The 14408-nt window shown below is 56.6% G+C and carries 14 protein-coding genes; 3 read left to right on the top strand and 11 right to left on the bottom strand.

The annotated features are described in order from the left end of the window. Nucleotides 1-30: 30 nt before the first annotated feature. The 10 genes from tssH to tssB form a co-directional block, all read right to left on the bottom strand. The gene (tssH, locus tag BUA49_RS03995; protein ID WP_228704398.1) at nt 31-2673 is read right to left on the bottom strand and encodes a type VI secretion system ATPase TssH; all 2643 of its coding nucleotides are present in this window, start codon (nt 2671-2673) and stop codon (nt 31-33) included. Between the two features lie 10 nt (nt 2674-2683). After that, the gene (gene icmH, locus BUA49_RS03990; protein WP_072795701.1) at nt 2684-3511 is read right to left on the bottom strand and encodes a type IVB secretion system protein IcmH/DotU; all 828 of its coding nucleotides are present in this window, start codon (nt 3509-3511) and stop codon (nt 2684-2686) included. Between the two features lie 3 nt (nt 3512-3514). Then, a complete protein-coding gene (gene tssK, locus BUA49_RS03985; protein ID WP_072795699.1) occupies nt 3515-4849 on the bottom strand; it encodes a type VI secretion system baseplate subunit TssK in 1335 nt (444 codons plus the stop codon). Further along, nucleotides 4849-5382 carry a type VI secretion system lipoprotein TssJ gene (gene tssJ, locus BUA49_RS03980; RefSeq protein ID WP_072795697.1) on the bottom strand — a complete coding sequence of 178 codons (534 nt, stop codon included), beginning with the start codon at nt 5380-5382 and terminating at the stop codon, nt 4849-4851. Before tssJ ends, tssK begins: the two co-directional genes overlap by 1 nt. Next, nucleotides 5379-6743 carry a type VI secretion system-associated FHA domain protein TagH gene (tagH, locus tag BUA49_RS03975; RefSeq protein WP_084063482.1) on the bottom strand — a complete coding sequence of 455 codons (1365 nt, stop codon included), beginning with the start codon at nt 6741-6743 and terminating at the stop codon, nt 5379-5381. Before tagH ends, tssJ begins: the two co-directional genes overlap by 4 nt. A 20-nt stretch (nt 6744-6763) precedes the next feature. Continuing rightward, a complete protein-coding gene (gene tssG, locus BUA49_RS03970; protein ID WP_072795695.1) occupies nt 6764-7780 on the bottom strand; it encodes a type VI secretion system baseplate subunit TssG in 1017 nt (338 codons plus the stop codon). Further along, nucleotides 7744-9516, bottom strand: a complete 1773-nt coding sequence (tssF, locus tag BUA49_RS03965) for a type VI secretion system baseplate subunit TssF (protein ID WP_072795693.1) — start codon at nt 9514-9516, stop codon at nt 7744-7746. The genes tssG and tssF overlap by 37 nt, the downstream gene beginning before the upstream one ends. 145 nt (nt 9517-9661) lie before the next feature. Then, a complete protein-coding gene (gene tssE, locus BUA49_RS03960; protein WP_072795691.1) occupies nt 9662-10090 on the bottom strand; it encodes a type VI secretion system baseplate subunit TssE in 429 nt (142 codons plus the stop codon). Between the two features lie 3 nt (nt 10091-10093). Further along, the gene (gene tssC, locus BUA49_RS03955; RefSeq protein WP_072795689.1) at nt 10094-11575 is read right to left on the bottom strand and encodes a type VI secretion system contractile sheath large subunit; all 1482 of its coding nucleotides are present in this window, start codon (nt 11573-11575) and stop codon (nt 10094-10096) included. Between the two features lie 65 nt (nt 11576-11640). Then, on the bottom strand, nt 11641-12135 hold the full coding sequence (gene tssB, locus BUA49_RS03950; RefSeq protein ID WP_072795687.1) for a type VI secretion system contractile sheath small subunit: 495 nt from the start codon (nt 12133-12135) through the stop codon (nt 11641-11643). A gap of 304 nt (nt 12136-12439) precedes the next feature. On the opposite strand from tssB, the gene BUA49_RS03945 reads away from it, so the two are divergent. Beyond that, nucleotides 12440-12700 (top strand): acyl-CoA-binding protein, encoded by a 261-nt coding sequence (locus BUA49_RS03945; RefSeq protein ID WP_072797640.1) that lies wholly within the window; start codon nt 12440-12442, stop codon nt 12698-12700. Between the two features lie 61 nt (nt 12701-12761). Here the strand turns inward: BUA49_RS03945 and BUA49_RS03940 are convergent, their stop codons facing one another. Continuing rightward, nucleotides 12762-13220, bottom strand: coding sequence for a hypothetical protein (locus tag BUA49_RS03940; RefSeq protein ID WP_072795684.1), 459 nt, complete (start codon nt 13218-13220; stop codon nt 12762-12764). A 135-nt stretch (nt 13221-13355) separates the two neighbouring features. Between BUA49_RS03940 and greB the strand changes: the two genes are divergently transcribed. Next, a complete protein-coding gene (gene greB, locus BUA49_RS03935) occupies nt 13356-13829 on the top strand; it encodes a transcription elongation factor GreB (RefSeq protein ID WP_072795682.1) in 474 nt (157 codons plus the stop codon). Between the two features lie 295 nt (nt 13830-14124). Beyond that, complete coding sequence (locus BUA49_RS03930; RefSeq protein ID WP_072795681.1) at nt 14125-14406, top strand: hypothetical protein; 282 nt, start codon at nt 14125-14127, stop codon at nt 14404-14406. The last annotated feature ends 2 nt before the right edge of the window (nt 14407-14408 follow it).

The following is a 14408-nucleotide window of genomic DNA, read 5'->3' as shown; positions in this document are numbered from 1 at the left end:
GCGACCGCTCAGCAAGCCATCTGCGTATGATCAGGCAACTGTTCCAGTGAACCTGTTTTCGGAAACACCTAAGGTCACTCGCTTAACCGGCTCTTTCGCGGCCAGCTTTTCAAGCAGCGCCAGTGAGATCGGAGGCAGCAGCTCACCTTCAATGATCGATTCAAGCATTCGCGCACCGTTTTCGCTCCGAGTTGCACGGCTTCGAATGGCTTCAACCAGGCCTTCTTCCATGACCACGTCAGTGTGGTAGCGGTCGCGAACCTGATCGGCCAACCGTTCCAGTTTATCGTCGACGATGCGGTTAAGGGTGTCTTCGCCTAATGGCAGATAGGGCACGATTTCCATTCGGGCCAGCAGGGCTGGCTTGAAGAAGTCTGCCAGTTCCGGGTACAGGGCTTCTTCAATTTTCTCCAGTTGTTCGGCGTGGTTGATGATGGTCTGGTAGCCGAGGTTGGAGGTGAGGAAGAAGACGATATTTTTGCAGTCGATCAGGCGGCCTTCGCCGTCTGCCAGTTCGCCTTTATCGAAGGCCTGGTAGAACAGGTTGAGCACTTCCGGGTGGGCTTTTTCTACTTCGTCCAGCAACACCACGGAGTAAGGTTTCTGGCGGATGGCTTCGGAGAGGATGCCGCCTTCGCCATAGCCGACGTAGCCCGGGGGTGAGCCGATCAGACGAGAGACGGTGTGTTTTTCCTGATACTCGGACATGTTGATGATGGTGAGGAACTGGCGGCCGCCGTAGAGCAGTTCTGCGAGCTGTACAACGGTTTCGGTTTTACCAACACCACTGGGGCCGACCAGCAGGAATGTGCCCATGGGACGGCCGGGGCGACGGAGGTCTGCGCGGGCGGTAAGCAGGTGCTGGTGCAGGCATTCAATGGCGGTGTCCTGGCCTTTGATGTGAGCCTGCAGGTAAGAAGGCAGGTGAGTGATTTTTCCCAGTTCGTCCGAGGTCATGCGGTTGACGGGGATGCCCGTCCAGTCGGCAATAACTTCAGCGATCTGGCGGTCATCTACCCGGTCGTGCACCAGTGGCTCGTCGGCCTGCAATTCAGCAAGTTCCTGTTCGATGGCAGCAGCTTCGTTTTGCAGACTCGGGCGTTCTTCAAGGCCAGTCTCCGGCGCTTTGGTGTACTCGGAGGAGGTGGCGTCTTCCGTCTCCGCTTGATTCAGAAGCTGCTCCCGGATTTCTACCAGGCGGGCGACTATTTCACGCTGGGTATTCCAGCTCAATTCCAGATCCGCTGCCTGCTCACCCAGTTCAGCGATGCGTTGTTCCAGTTCGATTTCCCGGAAAGCATCAACGTTCTGCCCGAGGATGTGCTCGCGGCTAAGCAGCTCCTGTTCCATGGAGAGCTGGTGCCGTTCGCTGCGCACGTGGCTGAGCCTGCGTGGTGGTGTGCTCAGATTGAGGCTGACGCGGGCGCAGGCGGTATCCAGCACATCGATGGCTTTATCCGGAAGTTGGCGGCCAGCCAGGTAGCGGGCGGACATTTCGGAGGCGGCTTTCAGGGCGCTGTCGGCAATGAGCACCTGGTGGGCTTTTTCATACACAGCGCGCAGGCCGCGAAGAATGTGGACGGCCTGTGCCGGGCTGGGTTCGTCCAGCGCCACCGGCTGGAAGCGGCGGCTGAGGGCCGGGTCTTTTTCGAAATATTTTTTGTACTCACGCCAGGTTGTGGCAGCAATGGTGCGTAGTTCGCCCCGCGCCAATGCTGGTTTGAGCAGGTTGGCAGCGTCGGAGCCGCCTTCATTGTTGCCGGCGCCGATCAGAGTGTGAGCTTCATCGATGAACAGAATAATCGGTGTGACTGAGCCTTTCACCGCTTCTATGACGCCTTTCAGGCGCTTCTCGAACTCACCTTTTACGGAGGCGCCGGCCTGCAACGCCCCCATGTCGAGCGTCCAGAGTTCAACCTTTTGCAGTCGATCAGGCACATCGCCGGTAACGATTCGCAGGGCGAGGCCTTCCACCACCGCGCTTTTGCCCACCCCGGCATCGCCCACCACGATGGGGTTGTTCTTGCGACGGCGGCTCAGGATATCGATCATCTGATCGATTTCGGCATCGCGGCACACCACCGGATCCAGCTTTCCTGAACGGGCCAGGGCGGTAAAGTTGGTTGCGTAGCGCTTGAGCGGATCCAAATCCGCCTCAACGCGGGGCTCGCCTGCTTCGCGCTGTTCCGTTTCCTGACGTTCGGCGGAACCGGTAGTCATGGTGTTGAACTGGCGGCGCAGATGTTCACGATTGATGTCCCGGAGCTGCTGGCTGACCCGCGGCATGAGGTAGCGATCGGCGTTCATCAGCAATGCCAGGAAGACAGCGCCGGAACACAGATCCCGGTGGCCCAGTTCGGTTGAGGCCAGCAGCCAGGCGTCTTGCAGCAGATCAATCAGCAGAGGCGAAAACGACGGATAGGGCTCTGCCGTCTGCGGTTGGCCATTGAGGCTCTCACCGACAACCTGCTGAAATTCCTGATAGTTGATTCCGGCCTGTTCCAGAATCTGGCGTACGTCGGAAAACGGCGTTTCCAGCAATTTGAACAACAGGTGAGCCGGCGTAATTTCTGCGCCCTGGCGGCTGATACAAAGGGCCGCAGAGGCTTCCAGCCCGTTGCGGCAAATGTCGTTGAGGCGCCCGATGAGCGCCGGCAGTTCTACCCGAATCACATTGATATCCTTATTTCGGTAGTTGTTCCAGTACGCTGAGTACATCCCTGATGCGTTCTTCCAGCGCTATGTTGTAAAGGCTGTAAATTCCCGCCATGGCTGCTACAAAAAACCCCGCAATACCCCAGAGCGGCAAGCCGCTGCGCAGCCGGTTACGCGCTGGTGTGACATTGACCTGTGCGTCTGCCAGAGGCTCCGGGCTCTGCTCTTCCCTGAGTGACTGAAGCTGCTCATGAAGCCCGCGCAGAATCTGCTCATACTCATCGCGGCCGTTTTCCATCACTTTGTAACGGCCTTCAAAGCCCAGACAGAGGCAGAGGTAGATAAACGCCAGCATGTCCTTGTAGCGTGCCGGTTCTTGCTCCATGCGCGCGAGGATGGCGAATACTTTTTCCCCGCCCCAGGTCTCGTTGTGGAAGCGCGATAGCAGCGAGTACTGTGACCAGACGCTGTGGGCACCCCAGTCCGTACCCAGCACCGCCTCATCAATAAAGGCGCAAAGCACATAGCGGTAAGCCACCACCGCAGGGCGCTCGTAGCCCTGCTCGATCAGGTCACGGTCTATAGCGACAACCTCATCCACCACCTGCTGGTAGAGGCTTTCAACCGCTCCAAAATCCGCCAGCCGGCGAATCCGGATTACCAGCCCGAGTAAGGGCGTGGCTGCATCGGTCAGGCGATTGTCTTCCAGCCCTCTGAGCTGGAACTGCTCATTGCCAAAGTCGCTGCCGGAAAGACCGTTTTGCGGCTGCTCATCGGAAAACAACAGGTCACTGACTACACTGCCGCCTGAGTGCCTGCTGCCATTGGGTAAATCCATTACCGGTGCATCTGCCATGGTTTAGCTCCTGATTGCCCAGAACTGCATTTCCAGACCCGGGAAGCTACCCGCCACGTGAAAGGCGAAGCCGCTGGCGTTGTCGAGCATTTGCCAGGCCTGGCTTTGATCATCCAGCCGAAAGTACACAAACCCGGCGTGATACGGCAACTGGCGAGGCGCCACCGGCAAAGCAGACAGCGGAATGCCCGGCAGTTGCAGGCTGATGAGATCTCGAATTTTCTCCACCGACGCCACCTTGCACTGCTGGGTGAACTGCTTGCGCAGATCGTCCAGCGGCATATCAGCTTTGACCGCCAGAATGAATTCGGCGCCGTGAATCAGCTGGCTGTCCTGAACCGGGGCTACTGTCAGGCCGTACTGGCGCTGCTGTAACTGAATGGCCAGAGCCCGAGGCTCCAGTACCGTGCTGAGGGATTGCCGCAATACCTGCATCAATGGAGTAAAGCAGTCTTCGGGCAGGTCATGATCGTAGACCGGATATTCCCGGGGCAGGCGGCCTTCGTCGGTAAAGGTCACAAGCTCACCGCAGAGCTCCAGAAGGGCTTCGTAAAGACGCTCCGGATGCAACTGGCGCAAACGGGCCAGGTGCATGAACCTGGGGTGCGCCCGGTTGAGCATCTGCAACAGCATGAAATCCGCCACGTCGGCGACGCCGCCTTGCCCCGGCGCACCAACGCGTTCCGCAATATTACGCGCACGTTCGCGCATCAAGCCCGCCATTTCACCGACAAATCGCTGCAACCTGGGCGCCGAGTGGACGCTGAGCATGGTGGGCATAAAGTTCGGATCCATCACCAGGCTGCCGTCGGGGCGTTTTTCCAGAATCCGGCCAATAGCCAATGCCGCATAGGCGCTCCTGTCATCTCGCTCCAGCATTAGCCGCGGCGCTACCCGGGCCACGTCGATGGTATGGGCATCGCCGTCGATGGAGTGCAGATCCCGAATTTCTGCACTCTGGGCCTGGAACCTTCCGGCCACAGGTGCATCCGGCCACTCTACTTCTGACAGACTGTCGCTGCCCAGGGGCAGCGACAGATACACAACCTGATTGGCCACCGACGCATCAGCGATTTCAAGAGGCTCCGGCATCACATCATCCTGGGGCAGATTGAACCAGGTGCCATCAGGGAATAAGCCGCTGGCCCGCACCAGCCCGACACGCCCGAAGCTCAGATACTCCGCATTCAGCTCCAGATCGCTGAAACCATAGAGGTAGTCAGAAACCGCCAGGGATCGTTCATTAATCTGGTGTTCCAGATACCGCTGCTGCTGCTGGAAGTGCTGGGGCTTGATAAACAGACCATCACTCCAGACGACTCGATTTGTAACTGCCATCAGGATTCTTCCGACCGCTTGAGTTGTACTTCCCTGTCCCGCAGATTAACCAGAAGATGGTAGCGACCACCGACAGGATCCACCCTGACTACCTTTTTCCACTGGGACAGGTTCGGGTAGGCATAGAACGCAATCACGCCGATGAATCGGGTGTCTTTGCTAATCTCAAACGGCTCCACAAACCTGAACTGGCCGGGTACGAGGGTGTAATCGCTGTGGTCGATGTAGTTCCGGCCAAGAGAACTCTTCAGATTGTTTAGCAGCTGGTCAAAATCACCGGCCATCAGCAATGAGCTGTCGCGCATTTCAATTATCTGGAAGGCAACCGGTGTGGGTGCCAGGGACTCGTTCGGATTCACGCCGGGCTCGGCAACCATGGTCAGATCCATCCGGCTAGGGAGATCCTCCGGGTAGCCTACGGGGATATCGGGATCCCAGAGCACTTTTGCGGTTTTGGTTACGGCGTTGTAGGGCGTGCTGCATCCCGCGAGCACAAATACCATCGCCAGCAAACTCCATTTGCAGGTTTTCACAACAGATCCTCCCTTTGTAGTTGGCGCAAATGCTGGTCGTAAGCCTGGTCGAACACTTCCTGAAAAAGGCGCTCAAAGCCCTGCTGACGACTCGATTTCAATTCCCGGTAGTAATGCTGATACATATCCCAGGCCCAGCGGCCCTCTTCCTCGTTCTGCTGAAGTCCGCGCCGGTAGCCATGAAAGCGGCGGAGCAGCGCTTCCGGTGAAAAGGCGTGGAGGATGGCTTCCAGTGCTTCGCTGATCGCCTCGCGGGTGGCCCGCTGGTGATGATTCAGGCTCTGCAGGCTTTCCTGCACAGCTGCAGGTGCCGACAAGTGCACCGGGCTGCGCTGGCTGGCAAACAGGGTCTGGACGGTTTCCCCGTAGTCACCACCAAGGCGCAAGGGGTTGTCTTCAATGGGCTGTAAACGGGTACGTAGCGCCTGATGCCGGCTGTCTTCACTCTGGTGCAGGGCCAGCAATCCTTCTATCGCCGCTTTAAGCGTCTGCCCGGCCTCTTCCAGAAACAGCTGCATACCGTCACTGTCAGCAAATCCGAGCCCCGATTCCATGCCCTGCATAAGAGGGGCAACACTGATGTGCTTGCGACTCTGATCACTCTTGTGATTGCTCTTGTGATCATTCTTCCTAGCACTGGATTCCCGATCCTGAGCACCGATATTGGTTTGCGACATCCTGTCCTTTTCTCCTTTTCTTACCGGAAGGCCCATCGCGACATCACGATTTTCCCGGTATTCGTCCGTTACGTCGGCTTCAGCCGAAAACCAGACCCGCTCGCTTGCCATCAGCGTGCGCTCTTCCTGATCGGCGCGAGCTGGCTCATCCTGCCAGTGCACCATGGGATCGGCACTGACGGTTTCTGCTTCAGCCGGAGCCAGTCCTTCCAGAGGTTCGGCTACCTGCAGGGCGCTCTCCCTTCCAGCGCCCCGGGCCAGCTCGCCTTCTCCCACATCCACCAGCCTCCTGTCCTCTGCGGCCTCCCGGCGCTCCAATTCCTGATCAGCCGGCGCTTCTGACAACTCTTCGAGCAATTCTGCGCGTAGCCGGTAGCGACCGATGCTGACGGTATCGCCCTGGTTCAGCCGTGCCCGGCGGCCCCGCCCCACAGGCTGGGTCCCGCTGTTAATGTAGGTTCGACCACTGCGGTCAATCAGGCAGTAACCACCATCAAGAAGCCGGACTTCCGCGTGGCCGGGAACGACGCCGGTGCGGTGTGCCGACAGCTGCCAAGTGTCATTCCCGGCTGTCCCGATGGAGCCACCCTGGGGGCCGAAGCTGTGCTCAATACTGGCCCCGCTTCGCGTTGAGCCTGGATTGATGGCCGTCAGCTTCAGCCTGGTTACCTGCCGCTCGTCCATGATTGCGTTCCTTTTCCCTGTTAACGGCGTAACTGAATCCGCACGACCAGCCGGCGCCGGGATTTCTCCGGCGTCACGAAAGAGTTCCAGCCCAGCCGTACATCCTGTCCGAACTGCATAGGGCGAATATCCTGTGCCCGCATCTGCAGTTCCAGGTCGTAGGCCAGCTGCTCGCGGGTGGCGAATTCCACCAGTTTCACCAAGCGTTGGTGATCCTGTCCGTTGGGCAAAAAATCAGCAAAGCGCTGGCGGCTCAGATTGCGGATCCGCAGAATAAACTTGCCGCTGCGATCACGGATCTGAGAGCCCACCAGAGTGTCGTTCCCCAGCGTTGCGTTGCTCTGGCCCAGACGTGTTTGCTGGTCATCGGCAATGGCCACCTTGCGCAGTACCCACTGCTCGATGCTGACATCGTCCAGATCAAAGCAGTGGCCCACGATGCCACTGACCACCTCCGGAGAACGGCTGCGGCCTGCCATCAATCCGGAATACGCCAGCATCTTCGACCAGTTGACCGGTGTGGCTTCCCGCAACCGGCTGTCGCCAAGACCTGCGAGTGCATAGATGAGGTCAGAAAAACCATCCGAAGCGCCGGGGCGAAAGCGCACGTAGTAGCGGTATTTGCGCCAGGTCCGATGAAACAGGGTGACCAGCCGGTGATTGAAAAAGTCCAGAAAATGCCGGCGTATACCGAGATCCTGGCCGGCTTCCCATGCAAGATCCTCAAGGTAGTAACCGGGCAGCGGCGACTGCGAACCGTGCAGGCCCAGAAAGCTCACTTCCATCTGATAGGGTGCGTGCTCGTGCTCCGGCGATAACGCTGAAACCACATCGCTGCCGGGAAACCCCAGCCCGGCCGACGAAGAAAAACGGATGCGTTCCGGGCGCGGCTGATCGTCCCGGCCACGCTCCTGGTCATCACCGTGGTGCCGGTGAATCAGATCCACCAGCTGAAAAAAGCTGTAACGCCGCGCATTGCCCAGAACGGGTTGCAGGCCGGCTACATCAGCGGCTGCTGACCTTTCTGTAACGTCCATTTATACCGTTCCTGGTTGTCTGCATTCACCACTTCCAGTTGGTGAAATGCGTTGATACTGGCATAAAGTGCAAAGAAATGGCTGAGTACGGTACCGAACAGGTACAAATCGCCTTCCGAGGCAAAGGCCTGCTGATCCAGCTTCAGTACCGAACGAATGCCCCGCACCGGCAGCCCCCGGATCATTCTGTCTACCGGGTTGGTTTCGATGGCGCCGATACCGGCAAGGCGTTTCTGGGATACTCGCTCAGCCTGCCGGTCTACCAAAGCGCGAAAGTCATACACTCGCAATACGGTGCGCAGGGCATCCACATCCAGCATCGACAGATAGTTCAGTGAGAGATTTGAAATCAGCGTCCACAACAAACTTCCATCAAGGGTCGGTCTCAAGGTAGCGGTGGGACGGGTGATATTTCTGAACGACGCAAATGCCGGTGTTGTTTCCGTCGCCATACACACTTCCCCGATCGCCAGCTGCTGAGGCAGTTGCCGGTTGGTACAGGTCAGCGTCAGTGAAATCGCTTCCTGGCGATCCAGACATTCAGATTCATCGCCGCGGACGAACGAAATGTAGTGATCAAACCCCTCGCCCCGTACACTGTCCCGGGCCCGCACCCGGTAATACAACGCCGTGCGGCCACGATCCCGCTCAACTTCGTGCTGAAAGCTCTCGAAAGCCGTGTAAATTCGACGCTCGCCCCGTCCGGAGCGGCCTTCCAGCCAGCCTTCAACCTGCTCAATACTGAACACCTCAAAGTGATCCGGCGACCAGCTCGATGCCAGAATCCGGTACTCCGTCTGGCGCCCGTTAAGATCAACCGGCTCACCCTCATGAGTAAACAGGTTAACCGCAGGCGTGCAGTAAAGTTGCATATTCTCAGCCCGAATCCGCGCGTCCGGCGGCAGAATCCGACTGAAGTGGAAACGCAGACTGATTTCATCCGCCTGAATCGCCGGCAAGCGATTCCCCAGGCCAGTAATATCCACAAACCGGAACGCCTCAGGAAAACTCAGGTATTCCTGCAGAATCCGGTACCCGGGATAGGCATTCTTGGGATATGGCAGCAAGGCCTCATCATTGGCAAACCCAACCGGTTTCAGCAGCAAAGTCGGCAGGCTATATACTGATTCCCCGACAACCAATTCCATACGGCTGAGATAGTGGTTCAACCAGAGATAGAGCGTTTCAGCCGTGTGATTGTCCCCGCCCAAATAGAAGCGCAGATTGTCGAGACCCAAGGCACTCAGCGACTGGTCTGTATGCAGCGCCAGATCCACGGTCATCGACGACACTTCCCGGGAATGCTCGGCATGGGCATTTGCCACGCTGATCGGAAACAGATCCACCGCCCGACAGGTACGAAACCTGCACTGAGTCTGCCGCATGGCATCACCGAGCGGCCGACTCTTGATCTCGGTATGACGCTCAACCCGCTGCCGTTCACTGATCGCATGCAGTTGCGGATCAAACCGCATAATGGTGCAACTGGGAACCGGGCGAAGGTAGTTCGGCCACAACATGTTCAGCAGAGAGTGTGTGAGCTCCGGGAATTCGTCTTCAACCTTCTCGCGAAGCTTCCCGGTCAAAAACGCAAAGCCTTCCAGCAGCCGCTCAACATCCGGATCCGTGCTCTGCTCCGACAAGAATCGTGTCAGCTGCGGGTGAGCCTCCGCAAACTCCCGCCCCTGCAATCGCAGAAAGCTCAGTTCATCCCTGTAAAATCGTTTTAACTTCATACAACTACCGCATCCTTGGGAGTATGAGCCGGTGGGTATACTTTTCTTCCGGGAAAAAACAACTCGCTGTGCTCAGACATTTTTTTCCTGCAGAAAAGCATCCCCGCCGTCTCCTGCCATCCTTGGTTATTGCCGATCTTTTTCGTTACACCACTCGGTAGTAACGTTTGTCATCGAGTAACAAATCTATCGTTGTTTTATCGTCTTTTGAGCCGACGTTCAGGTATACCGTCACCTGGAAACGCAACTGCAACGGATCCGGGCCTTGGGGTAGTGCAACCACATCTACGCGCTTCACTCTGGGCTCATACTTCTCAATACATTGCCGGATAGCACTGCGAATCTGGATACTCAAATCATGGGTACCCAGAGTGGCGTCATTGAAATCCAGCAATCCCAGTTCCGGCACGCAGGTGCTGTTGCCGGGGTGGGCATTTAGCAGGCGTACCAGATGGCGTTTGATTGAATCAACCACATGGATGATTTCGCCCATGCCCTGCTCCGCAGGAGCGGCAGCCTGTTCCAGTCTTTCAAACAGGCTGCCGCCCTTGGTTTGCGCGTCACCACTGAACACGGTTTAATCCTTGTCCAGACGGCCCACCAGTGACAGCTCGAAGTTAGCCCCCATGTATTTAAAGTGCGGACGCACAGCCAGGGATACCTGGTACCAGCCCGGATCACCTTCTACATCGGATACGGTTATCTTCGCTGCGCGCAACGGGCGGCGGCTGCGCACATCGGCAGGCGGGTTTTCCTGATCTGCCACGTACTGCCGAATCCAAGTGTTCAGTTCGCGTTCCAGATCCTGACGCTCTTTCCAGGAGCCGATCTGCTCGCGCTGCAGCACCTTGATGTAATGTGCCAGACGGTTAACGATCATCATGTAAGGCAGCTGGGTGCCCAGTTTGTAGTTGGTCTCCGCTTCCTTGCCTTCCTTGGTGTTCGGGAACTGCTTGGGTTTCTGCACGGAGTTGGCGGAGAAGAAGGCAGCGTTGTCACTGCCCTTGCGCATGGTGAGGGAAATAAAGCCTTCGTCGGCCATTTCATATTCGCGACGATCGGTGATCAGCACTTCGGTCGGAATCTTGGCTTCCAGCTGGCCGAAGGACTCGAACAGATGAACCGGCAGATCTTCCACCGCACCACCGCTTTGCGGACCAATAATATTCGGGCACCAGCGGTATTTGGCAAAGCTTTCAGTTAATCGGGTGGCAAGCAGGTACGCAGTGTTGCCCCACAGGTAATGCTCATGGTCGCCAGAGACGTCTTCCTTGTAGTTGAAGCTGCGCACCGGATTCTCGCTGGGATCATAGGGTACCCGCAGCAAGAAGCGTGGAGACGTCAGACCCAGGCAACGGGCATCTTCCGATTCGCGAAGTGAGCGCCACTTGGCGTATTTCGGACCTTCAAAAACGGCTTTCAGCTCCTTGATGGCCGGCAGTTCCTGGTAACTGTCTACGCCAAAGAAAGACGGAGCAACTGAAGACAGGAAAGGCGCGTGGGCCATGGCACCCACAGACGATACATACTGCAGCAGCTTCATGTCCGGGGTGGACGGAGTGAAGGCGTAATTGCCCACCACAGCGCCCACAGGCTCACCGCCAAACTGGCCATATTCCGTGGAGTAAATATGCTGGTAAAAGCCAGTCTGGGTAACATCAGGGGCAAACTCGAAGTCTTCCAGCAGTTCGGTTTTGGTGGCGTGCAGGATGTCCACTTTGATGTTCTCGCGGAAATCGGTGCGCTCAACCATCAGTTTGAGGCCGCGCCAGGAAGACTCCAGTTCCTGCAGTTTTGGTGCGTGCAGTATTTCATCCATCTGGGCGCTGATCTTGCGATCCAGTTCGACCACCATCTGGTCGACCAGTGCCTTGTTGACTGGCTGGCCCTTCTCTTCGTTTTTCAGCAGGTTGGCGATAAACGTTGCGACGCCTTTGCGAGCGACGTCATAGCCCTCATCGGCCGGAGCCAGGCGACTGTTGGCCATTACCTGGTCGAGCAACGAGCCTTCCTTTACGGATTCGGAGGCAGCAGATTGCTGCACAGCAGTATCAGACATACCACATCCCTTCAGTACGTGATTTATATTCAGTGTTGTACACCGCGTTCAGGCGGCAACTTTGATTACTCGCTGTCGGTAGCCAGTTCCAGCTCAGACAACAGTGTTTCCCGAGCTTCGTCGTTATCCAGCAGCTCCTGCAGCTTGGAACGGAACGAAGGCACGTTGCCCAGTGGCCCCTTGAGGGCAACCAGAGCTTCCCGCAGTTCAATGAGCTGCTTCAGCTCGGGAACCTGGCGGGCAATGCTATCGGGCGAGAAATCATCCAGGGACTGGAATTCGAGGTTGACCGGCAGTTCGTCGGCTTGCTCTTCCAACTGGTTGGATACGGTGGTGGAAAGCGTAAGACCCGCTTCCTTCATGACAGAACGAAAGTTGTTCTTATCGACGGAAATGGCCTTGCGTTCTTCGATGGGGGTTTCTTCGGCGTGTCCCTTGAAATCACCAACCACGAACATTTTCAGCGGCAGTTCGGTTTCAGCCTGCTGATCTCCGGTGGCGGGGACATACTTGATATTGATGCGCTCTTTCGGCGCGACAGAACCGTCTTTAAACGACATGGCTTGCTCCCTGTGCAAATCATTTGCAGTTGTTCAATCCCTGGCACATACCTTCCTGGTACGCAGTGGCAAAACTGTACACAGATAGATCTGGTTTCTCAAGCAAAAGCTGGCCAGCGGCACGTCAGACTGTGAGCACGAGCAAGCTTTTGCCAAAGCGCCTATACCCGTGCGTTCGCCTGTGCCCTAGTGGCTACAGCTTCCGGTGAATCGGTCAATGACGGCAGGCAGGGCCGTGGCTATACTTCTGCAATCGCCAACGAAGCAATACAGCAATATCACAACAACCAAGGAGGAAATTGAAATGAGCGACCTGAAAGCCGGATTCGACGAAGCGGTAAACTACATCCAGTCTGCGGAAGGTGACTTCAAGCCGTCCAACGAGATGAAGCTGGAGTTTTACGCCCTTTACAAGCAGGGGACCGAAGGCGATGTGTCGGGCAAGCGCCCGGGCATGATGGATTTTGTTGGCCGCGCCAAGTATGACGCCTGGGAAAAGTGCAAAGGTATGTCCAAAGACGACGCCATGCAGAAGTACATCGACAAGCTCGAAGCTCTCAAGTAAGCCGCCCTGCTTTCTGATCCCGGCAACAACCCGCCGGCCCTCCCCTTATTCAGCACAAAGGTCAGCGGCCGGTCATATTTACATTGAGTGCATCGTAAGTGCGGTTTTCCGGCGGGCGGATCACGTAGTTGTTGCTGTGGGTCTGTCCAGGAATGGACTTGGGTGTACTGAAGCGGAACTCTACCGGTATCTCCGAGCGCCCGAGATCAGTGCGGCCGTCGCCAGGCTGCAGCGCCAGCGGATCCAGATAGAAGTCATCCTTGCCCGCCGGCTGCACCGGAACACCCTCGGCCGGAGCGGCCAAGCCACCTTCGATCACTGTATCCGAAAGAGCATCTTCGGCAATGGAACGGAACGGGATGGTCTCCAGCGTTGAGCGTTGTTCAATCTCGAACACCGGGCTCTGGCCAGAGCTGGTCTGCGCGCCGGCCGGCCCTGCTAGCATGGACAGGAAAGCTGCAGGAATAAGCCCGAGGCGTATCAATTCAGACGGTCTGGCAATACGATGCAAGACATTCATGGCGTCCATCCTGATCTGAGACACGCCTTCTTCGAAAGGTGTCAATTTTTGATCAGTCTATCGCCAAATGCGCACTCTGAGTTTTGAACTCACCCAGGCTCTGAACTCACACTATTTACAAAAACAGGAGCAGCCTTGAAGACACCACTCATTACCCGACAGGGCTACGATGACCTGCAAAAAGAGCTTGATGAACTCTGGCGATTTGAACGCCCGGAGGTCACAAAAAAGGTGACTTGGGCTGCCGGCCTGGGTGACCGCAGTGAAAACGCGGACTATCAGTACAACAAGAAACGGCTCCGGGAAATCGACCGCAGAGTGCGCTATCTGAGGCGTTGCCTCGACAACCTCAAGGTTGTTGATCATCGTCCTGAGCAAGAGGAGAAGGTGTTTTTCGGTGCCTGGGTAGAGGTCGAAAATGATGACGGCAAAACCCTGAAATTCAGAATTGTAGGCTACGACGAGATTTTCAACCGCAACGATTATATTTCCATCGATTCTCCGATGGCCCGGGCATTGCTGAAAAAGGAAGTAGGCGATGAAGCCGAGGTGGGAACTGAAGCCGGGACCACCACCTGGTATATCAACGCCATTAAATACGATAAATAGCGCAGCCGGCCGAATATTTCGCTCTGACCTTAATAATCAGGCATAAAAAAACCCCGTAAAAACGGGGTAAGGCTAGCGCTGTGCTGGAGGAAGAAACAAGCGGCTATTGATGCTTGCTTCTAACTACAATTTCTATTATCCACACCCGGTATTACCGCGCCGTTGCCGATGAATTACCTTTTAGTCAGGGTAGTCAGGGCAACTCTGCCAGAAAATTAGGTTGTACACTCTAGGGAACGTCGATAGATTTCGAAAATAAGACCTTATATCCGTTTCCAGCTATGGAGATTGCAGCATGGACACACAGAAGCTCCTGAACATGGCCCTTGAAGGCGCAGACGCCTTGGGTTATCGACTCGACCAGATGGGTATTACCGGCAAGGTTAACCGCCATAATATTGCGGCTTTCCTGATGTTGGAACAGAAGCACCTTGAAGGGGAGTGGGACAGCATTCAGGTTCGTCTGAACCTTCGACGCTCACAGTTTGAGCGGGTTACCCGGAAAATTGAAACCCGGACAGATGCCCTGATCGGGCCGGTGATGTCAAAGGTAAACCGGTTCCGCCCAAGCCACTAAAG

The organism is Marinobacter antarcticus (assembly GCF_900142385.1).
Lineage (GTDB): Bacteria > Pseudomonadota > Gammaproteobacteria > Pseudomonadales > Oleiphilaceae > Marinobacter > Marinobacter antarcticus.
The sequence above is the reverse complement of the archived record's forward strand: the minus strand, read 5'-3'. Positions and strand labels throughout refer to the sequence as shown.